This window comes from Bacillus sonorensis NBRC 101234 = KCTC 13918 (genome assembly GCF_001592005.1).
GTDB classification, from domain to species: domain Bacteria; phylum Bacillota; class Bacilli; order Bacillales; family Bacillaceae; genus Bacillus; species Bacillus sonorensis.
The window spans coordinates 87183-93468 of sequence record NZ_BCVZ01000018.1; the positions used below are offsets into that span (position 1 = coordinate 87183).

Consider the following 6286-nt stretch of genomic DNA (forward strand, 5'->3'; position numbering starts at 1 on the left):
GTCCGTCTGATTTTTTAGACGTCCGGGCATATTGAATCTTGTCTTTCCATACACTTTTACAAAACGGGTGAAGGATGAGAGACGCATGTCCTGTTTGACGAGACTCATCATGATTTTCATTGGCGGCCAGCTTATGGCCGGGGCGTCCGTTCAATTTATTTTTGATTTAAATGCCGTTCATCATTCTTCTGACGGGGTTTTTTGGAGGGAATTTTTCAAGGAGCTGATCATGAGGCCGCCTTTATATGTGATGATATCAGGGATGGTGTTTTTGTTTGTCGGGGTCTGTTTCCCGCGAAAAAGCAGGTGATGCACTTTTCTGTACAAAAGGGAATCCCTCACATAAAATATATAATAATAATATGATCAAACCATTTAACATAAGAGGGAAGATGATTGCATGAGCATGATTTTTTACTTGTTGACATTTGCTGCATTAGGTTTGTCGATTTGGGCACAATTTAAAGTAAAGGGCAACTTTGAAAAATATTCGAAAGTAGAGGCTTCAAGCGGGAAAACTGGAGCGGAAGTGGCCAGACAGATTCTCGATCGAAACGGCCTTTACGATGTACCGGTTGAGCCGGTAAGAGGAACCTTGACAGACCATTACGACCCGACAACACGCGTCGTGCGCTTATCTGAACCTGTATACTATGGCCGTTCGATCGCATCGGTATCCGTTGCGTCCCATGAGGTCGGACATGCCCTGCAGCATCAGGAATCATACGGCGCACTTGTTTTAAGACATAAAATCTTTCCGATCGCGAATTTTTCTTCAGGTGTGGCGCCCTTCTTGTTCCTTGGCGGCATGCTGCTCGGAAGCTTTAATCTGATCGGCCTCGGCATCATTTTGTTTTCAGCGGCCGTATTCTTTCAGCTCGTGACATTGCCGGTTGAATTCAACGCAAGTTCAAGGGCAAAGAGGATCATCGTTTCAGAAGGGATGATCCGCAACACGGAAGAGCGAGGCGTAAGCAAGGTGCTTGATGCCGCGGCCTTGACGTATGTCGCCGCAGCGCTTGTTTCATTGTTTGAATTGCTGCGCTTTGTGGCGATTTTCCTGTCCGGTCGTAATAATGATTAACCTTTAGTCAGAGGAGGTGACCCCTTACCATGTTTGGTAAGGGTTTTTTTTGAATATCTTGAATATCATACTCGTCATGCTTTTAATTGCGGCCACAGCCTTTTTCGTCGTCGCCGAGTTTGCAATTGTTAAAATCCGCGGCACAAAAATCGATCAATTGGTGGAGACCGGGGATACGCGGGCGATTGCAGCCAAAAAGGTGATTTCAAATCTTGATGAATATTTGTCAGCCTGCCAGCTTGGCATTACCATCACCGCTCTGGGGCTCGGCTGGCTCGGGGAATCGACGTTTGAGAGAATCATTCACCCGCTATTTGCATACATCGGCGTTCCTGAAACCGTTTTAGGAATCGCATCGGTTGGGACGGCTTTTGTCGTGATTACGTTTTTGCATGTCGTGATGGGAGAACTTGCGCCCAAAACGATTGCGATTCAAAAAGCGGAAGCCGTCAGTTTATGGACGGCAAAGCCATTGATTGTGTTTTATAAAATCATGTTTCCCTTCATTAAGTTATTAAACGGCTCAGCCCGGGCCCTGGCCAAGCTGTTCGGTTTTCATTCGGTGCGGGAGCATGAAGTGGTGATCAGTGAGGAAGAGCTGAGGCTCATGCTTTCTGAGAGCTTTAAAAAGGGAGAAATCAACCAGTCTGAATACAAGTACGTCAACAAGATCTTCGAATTTGACAACCGGCTGGCGAGAGAAATCATGGTGCCAAGGACGGAGATCGCGGTGATTTCTTCAGATGAGCCCATCAAAGATGCGATTGAAACCGTGATTAATGAACGCTATACGAGATATCCGGTAATTAAGGATGATAAAGACCATATTATCGGCATCATTAATAGCAAGGATTTATTTAAAGCGTACTTTCTTGATCAGTCAATTGAAATGTCCGAGCTCATGAGGCCCGTCATCAGGGTGATTGAAAACATCCCCATCCAGGAGCTTTTGATCCGGATGCAAAAAGAACGCATCCATATGGCGATCCTTGTGGATGAATATGGGGGGACTGCGGGCCTTGTAACCGTTGAAGACATTTTGGAAGAAATCGTCGGGGAAATCAGAGATGAATTTGATCAGGATGAAATGCCGCACATCATTAAAAAAGGCGAGAATCATTACATTATGGACGGCAAAGCGCTCATTGACGAGGTGAATGACCTGCTTCACATTGCGATCGACAATGAAGAAGTGGATACGATCGCCGGCTGGCTCCTCACACAAAAAATGGAGCTGAAAAACGGCGATGTTTTTAAGACTGAAGGGTGCGAATTTAAAATTCTTGATGCGGAAGACCATCATATTCGCTTTGTTGAAATCAAAAAAACAGATTTTTAAATGGGATGACAGCTGCCGGGATGCCGCGGCTGTTTTTTTTAGTTCTATAGCCATTGGTTATTTCTAAATGATGGGGAATGTCTGAAAGATAAGAATATGTATCCATGAGATTTCATGACTTTTTACGAATGTGCCCTTGTCCATTCTTTTTTATAATAGCATGTGTACATAAGAGGAGGTTAACACACGTGAACAGACATCATTCGATCAGATCTTTCCTGCTGGCCGGCTTCACATGCGTCATGCTTTTTGCGCTTCCGCTGACGGCTCTTGGCGCTTCTTCATCAACCCCGTCCGATAAAATGTATATTAAAAACAATAAATATTACATATTCAACAATGTATGGGGAGCTGATCAAGTCAGCGGCTGGTGGCAGTCCATCTATCACAACAGCGATTCTGATTTAGGCTGGGTATGGAATTGGCCAAGCAGCACCAGCTCGGTCAAGGCTTATCCGTCAATCGTGAGCGGCTGGCACTGGACTGAAGGCTATACGCCGGGAAGCGGCTTTCCGACCCGTTTGTCAGAGCAAAAGAATATTATGGCAAACGTCAGCTATTCAATCAGCGCGAGCGGAACGTATAATGCCGCATATGACATTTGGCTGCACAAAACAAATAAAGCAAGCTGGGACTCGGCTCCGACAGATGAAATCATGATTTGGCTTAACAATACCAATGCCGGCCCGCTTGGTTCATATGTGCAAACCGTCTCGATCGGCGGCCATAAATGGAAGGTGCACAAAGGCTATGTTGATGCAGGAAACGGAAAAGGCTGGAATGTTTATTCTTTTGTCAGAACGTCAAATACTCAAAGTGCAAGCTTAAACATCCGCCATTTCACAAACTATCTGTCAAATCAAAAGAAATGGCTTGATAAATCCAAGTATGTAAGCAGCGTGGAATTCGGCACAGAGGTGTTCGGAGGCACGGGGCAAATCAATATTTCCAATTGGGATGTGAATGTCCGTTGATTTTCAATCACCGCACTTTTCAAAAGGGCGGTTATCGCTGGAGCGTATGAGCTGATTCTTCCGGAGGATCCGCAAATTTTCGCCTATTTGCGCAAGCTTGGCACCGAGACCGCGGTCGTCATGGTGAATCTCAGTCCGCATTCGGCATTCTACCGGCATCCCGCTTATCCCTTATCAAGTGCCGGGCTGCTAACCCCAGCAACAGCTGACTTCCTTGATGATGCAGCCTTATGAAGCACCCGTTTACCTATTTTCCAAACAGGAGATCAACAACTTATAGCGAATTGAAGAAATGGCAGCTAAAGAAAGGAGCAGATTCAGATGCTGAAGAAAATCACCATTCAGACGAACCGGCGGGATGAAATGATCGATATCACGGAGGAAGTACAGCGGTTTATCAGTGGAGAGGAAGTGTCAAGCGGTGCTATTGTCGTCTATTGTCCCCATACGACGGCGGGCATTACGATCAATGAAAATGCCGATCCCGATGTAAAACGGGATATGCTGAGACGGTTTGATGAAGTGTATCCGTGGGAACACCGGCTTGACCGCCATATGGAAGGAAATACGGCGGCCCATCTGAAAGCGAGCACGGTCGGCGCGTCCCAGCACATCATCATTGAAGACGGAAGGCTTGTACTCGGAACATGGCAGGGAATTTACTTTTGCGAATTTGACGGTCCCAGATTGCGGACTTGTTATTTCAAAATCATAGCCGGCTAAAAAGGCTCTTAAGAAGCCGATCATTCAGGCGCCGATGGCTGGCGGGACCGGCGACGCTCCGGCTCGCCGCAGCCGTTTCCAATAACGGTGGTTTAGGAAGCCTTGCCGCGGGATATCTCACTCCGGAAGCGCTGAAAAGGCAGATCGAAGCAACAAAAGTGCTGACATCAGCTATATTTCAAGTCAACCTTTTCATCCCGAAAAAAGGGAAAACGTCAGTCAGAAACGGCTGAATGACTGGATGGGAACAATTCCTTTATCACAGTCTGCAGAGCCTGTGACCGGAGAGGGACAAGACTGGAACGATTTTTACGATAAAATAGAGCTTATTCACTTTTGGGCTGCCTCCCGCGGATGCCGTTGCCGAACTGAAAAAACTGAACTGCTGTTTAATCGGCACCGCGGTCATTATGGTGCGGCCAGTGGGGCGATCCGCCGTCAGGGAAACAACGGTAAAAAAGCTGATGGATCACTTGTGCCCGCACGCATTATCGAATCATCTGGGATAACGCCGGAATATCGACCCGTGTGACTTGGGTAAGGAGATGAGCGGACGTCTGCGCACCCGGCTTTCTGAGCCGGTTCAGCTTTTCAATGATGCTTTCCGCACTCAGAATGCCCAAGCCGTGTGCCGCATATTGATTATTTCCCAAATAAATGGCGTTTTCCCCGCGCCATTGGGGTCTTTCCGGATCGAATTCGGGATTTTTGAAATACAGGCAGTCTCCAGGCAGAAAATCGTTTCCTTTTTCGGTGTAGATCGGGAGTTTCTCATAATGCCAGTCATACAGAATGATTCTTTGATAATTCCGGTCAAATGCTTGATCGCCGATTGTTTTGAGCAGCGCCATATAAAAGATGATGACGATTGCAGTCGCGCATTCAAACGCGTAAAGAGAGCCGCTTCCAAAAATGTTTTTAATCGCATGGGAAGCGGACGCTCTGTACTTCAGTTCCAAAGCTCCTTCAGGCGACACCCTCCAGAACTCCTCATTGCCATATGTTTTTGAAAAGGTGGCAAACTTTGCTCCGCTGTTGATCAGCGCTTTTGCCGATTCGACCGTATTCTCTCTGAAGGTTAGTTCAAATAGAAGCTCGCCGGATGTGCGGTATCTATATTGGGAAGGCATTGAAAGCATCTGATTGACAATGTCCTTTTGAGTCCGGCTGATGTTGAATTTCTCAGCATCCTCGGGGCGAAGCCAATATCCTGAAATATTGATCATGAAAAAGCACCCTTTTTTCTTTTTTTATTATCGTATGCCTACAGCTTGGGCAGGGGAAACGGCTTTCTTGATAAGGCGTTTTTTGAAAATTACTTTTTTTCTTTTTTTGATGTAAAAACAAGGCTGCCCTCCGATATTAAATGAGTAAAAAAGAAAAAGGGGCAATGGAAAATATGAAAAAATTATTGGATTGGATCAAGCGTCCGTCTATTTCAAAAAGATTAATATTTTCATTTATATTGGTTTTGACAGTTCCGATTCTCGTTCTTGCGGCAAGCTCGTATTATACGGCCAGCAGCACGCTGCATGATGAAATCATGAGAAGCGCCAAGGACAATGTGGATGAATTAAATGACATCATCAATCAAAATGTCGGCAGCAAAGAAACCGATGTTGCCTATTTTAGTGAATGGATCAATCAGAACGCTTACAAAGGAAAAGGCCTGACCGCTTTAAAAGAAAAGTTTGAACAGTATGCCAAGCAAAACAAGGATGTTGAGCTTGTATACACAGGATCTGAAAAAAGCGAATATGCCCAATATCCGAATGTCAAGCTGCCGAGCGGATATGACCCTGTGAAGAGGGATTGGTATAAGCAGGCGGTTGAGAAAAAAGGCCAAACGGTCATCACAGAACCTTATCAATCTGCATCAACAGGACATATGGTCATCACCATCGCTAAACAAACCGATGACGGCGCGGGTGTTGTAGCGCTTGACATGAACATCGATCAGCTGATTGAATCCGCAAACGGCGTCAGCATCGGGAAGCAGGGATTTGCATTTATCTCAAGCGCTGACCAAAAATACGTTGCCCACCCGAAAATCAAGGCAGGTACTGACCTTGAAAGTGATTTATCTGCGGAAATGTACAGCAAAGACAAAGGAATGTTCAAATATACGGATCAGGACAAGGAAAGAGAAACAGCTTTTACGACAAA

The 6286-nt window shown here is 45.8% G+C and carries 8 protein-coding genes; 7 read left to right on the forward strand and 1 reads right to left on the reverse strand.

What is annotated here, in order from left to right; translation table 11 throughout:
- Window positions 1-85: 85 nt before the first annotated feature.
- The 6 genes from BTR1S_RS17225 to BTR1S_RS23395 all read left to right on the forward strand — a co-directional run bounded on the left by BTR1S_RS17225 (window position 86) and on the right by BTR1S_RS23395 (window position 4353).
- On the forward strand, window positions 86-310 hold the full coding sequence (locus BTR1S_RS17225; RefSeq protein WP_006638853.1) for a YuzI family membrane protein: 225 nt from the start codon (window positions 86-88) through the stop codon (window positions 308-310).
- 96 nt (window positions 311-406) lie between these two features.
- Window positions 407-1084: a zinc metallopeptidase gene (locus tag BTR1S_RS17230; RefSeq protein ID WP_029418717.1), complete on the forward strand. Its 678-nt coding sequence runs from the start codon at window positions 407-409 to the stop codon at window positions 1082-1084.
- Between the two features lie 76 nt (window positions 1085-1160).
- The gene (locus BTR1S_RS17235; RefSeq protein WP_373870141.1) at window positions 1161-2423 is read left to right on the forward strand and encodes a hemolysin family protein; all 1263 of its coding nucleotides are present in this window, start codon (window positions 1161-1163) and stop codon (window positions 2421-2423) included.
- 188 nt (window positions 2424-2611) lie between these two features.
- Window positions 2612-3397, forward strand: a complete 786-nt coding sequence (locus tag BTR1S_RS17240) for a GH12 family glycosyl hydrolase domain-containing protein (RefSeq protein ID WP_006638850.1) — start codon at window positions 2612-2614, stop codon at window positions 3395-3397.
- Between the two features lie 321 nt (window positions 3398-3718).
- On the forward strand, window positions 3719-4120 hold the full coding sequence (locus BTR1S_RS17245) for a secondary thiamine-phosphate synthase enzyme YjbQ (protein ID WP_006638849.1): 402 nt from the start codon (window positions 3719-3721) through the stop codon (window positions 4118-4120).
- On the forward strand, window positions 4093-4353 hold the full coding sequence (locus tag BTR1S_RS23395) for a nitronate monooxygenase (RefSeq protein WP_029418716.1): 261 nt from the start codon (window positions 4093-4095) through the stop codon (window positions 4351-4353). Before BTR1S_RS17245 ends, BTR1S_RS23395 begins: the two co-directional genes overlap by 28 nt.
- A gap of 255 nt (window positions 4354-4608) precedes the next feature.
- Here BTR1S_RS23395 and BTR1S_RS17250 read toward each other — a convergent pair whose 3' ends face one another.
- Window positions 4609-5346: a protein-glutamine gamma-glutamyltransferase gene (locus tag BTR1S_RS17250; protein WP_006638847.1), complete on the reverse strand. Its 738-nt coding sequence runs from the start codon at window positions 5344-5346 to the stop codon at window positions 4609-4611.
- Window positions 5347-5519: 173 nt separating this feature from the next.
- On the opposite strand from BTR1S_RS17250, the gene BTR1S_RS17255 reads away from it, so the two are divergent.
- Window positions 5520-6286, forward strand: a 767-nt coding sequence (locus BTR1S_RS17255) for a cache domain-containing protein (RefSeq protein WP_255265725.1), incomplete at its 3' end; no start/stop codon positions are given.

Bases quoted from the DNA above. Each gene is read 5' to 3' on its own strand.
- BTR1S_RS17225 (WP_006638853.1), top strand. From the start codon at position 86: ATGTCCTGTTTGACGAGACTCATCATGATTTTCATTGGCGGCCAGCTT.
- BTR1S_RS17230 (WP_029418717.1), top strand. From the start codon at position 407: ATGATTTTTTACTTGTTGACATTTGCTGCATTAGGTTTGTCGATTTGG.
- BTR1S_RS17235 (WP_373870141.1), top strand. From the start codon at position 1,161: ATGCTTTTAATTGCGGCCACAGCCTTTTTCGTCGTCGCCGAGTTTGCA.
- BTR1S_RS17245 (WP_006638849.1), top strand. From the start codon at position 3,719: ATGCTGAAGAAAATCACCATTCAGACGAACCGGCGGGATGAAATGATC.
- BTR1S_RS17250 (WP_006638847.1), bottom strand. From the start codon at position 5,346: ATGATCAATATTTCAGGATATTGGCTTCGCCCCGAGGATGCTGAGAAA.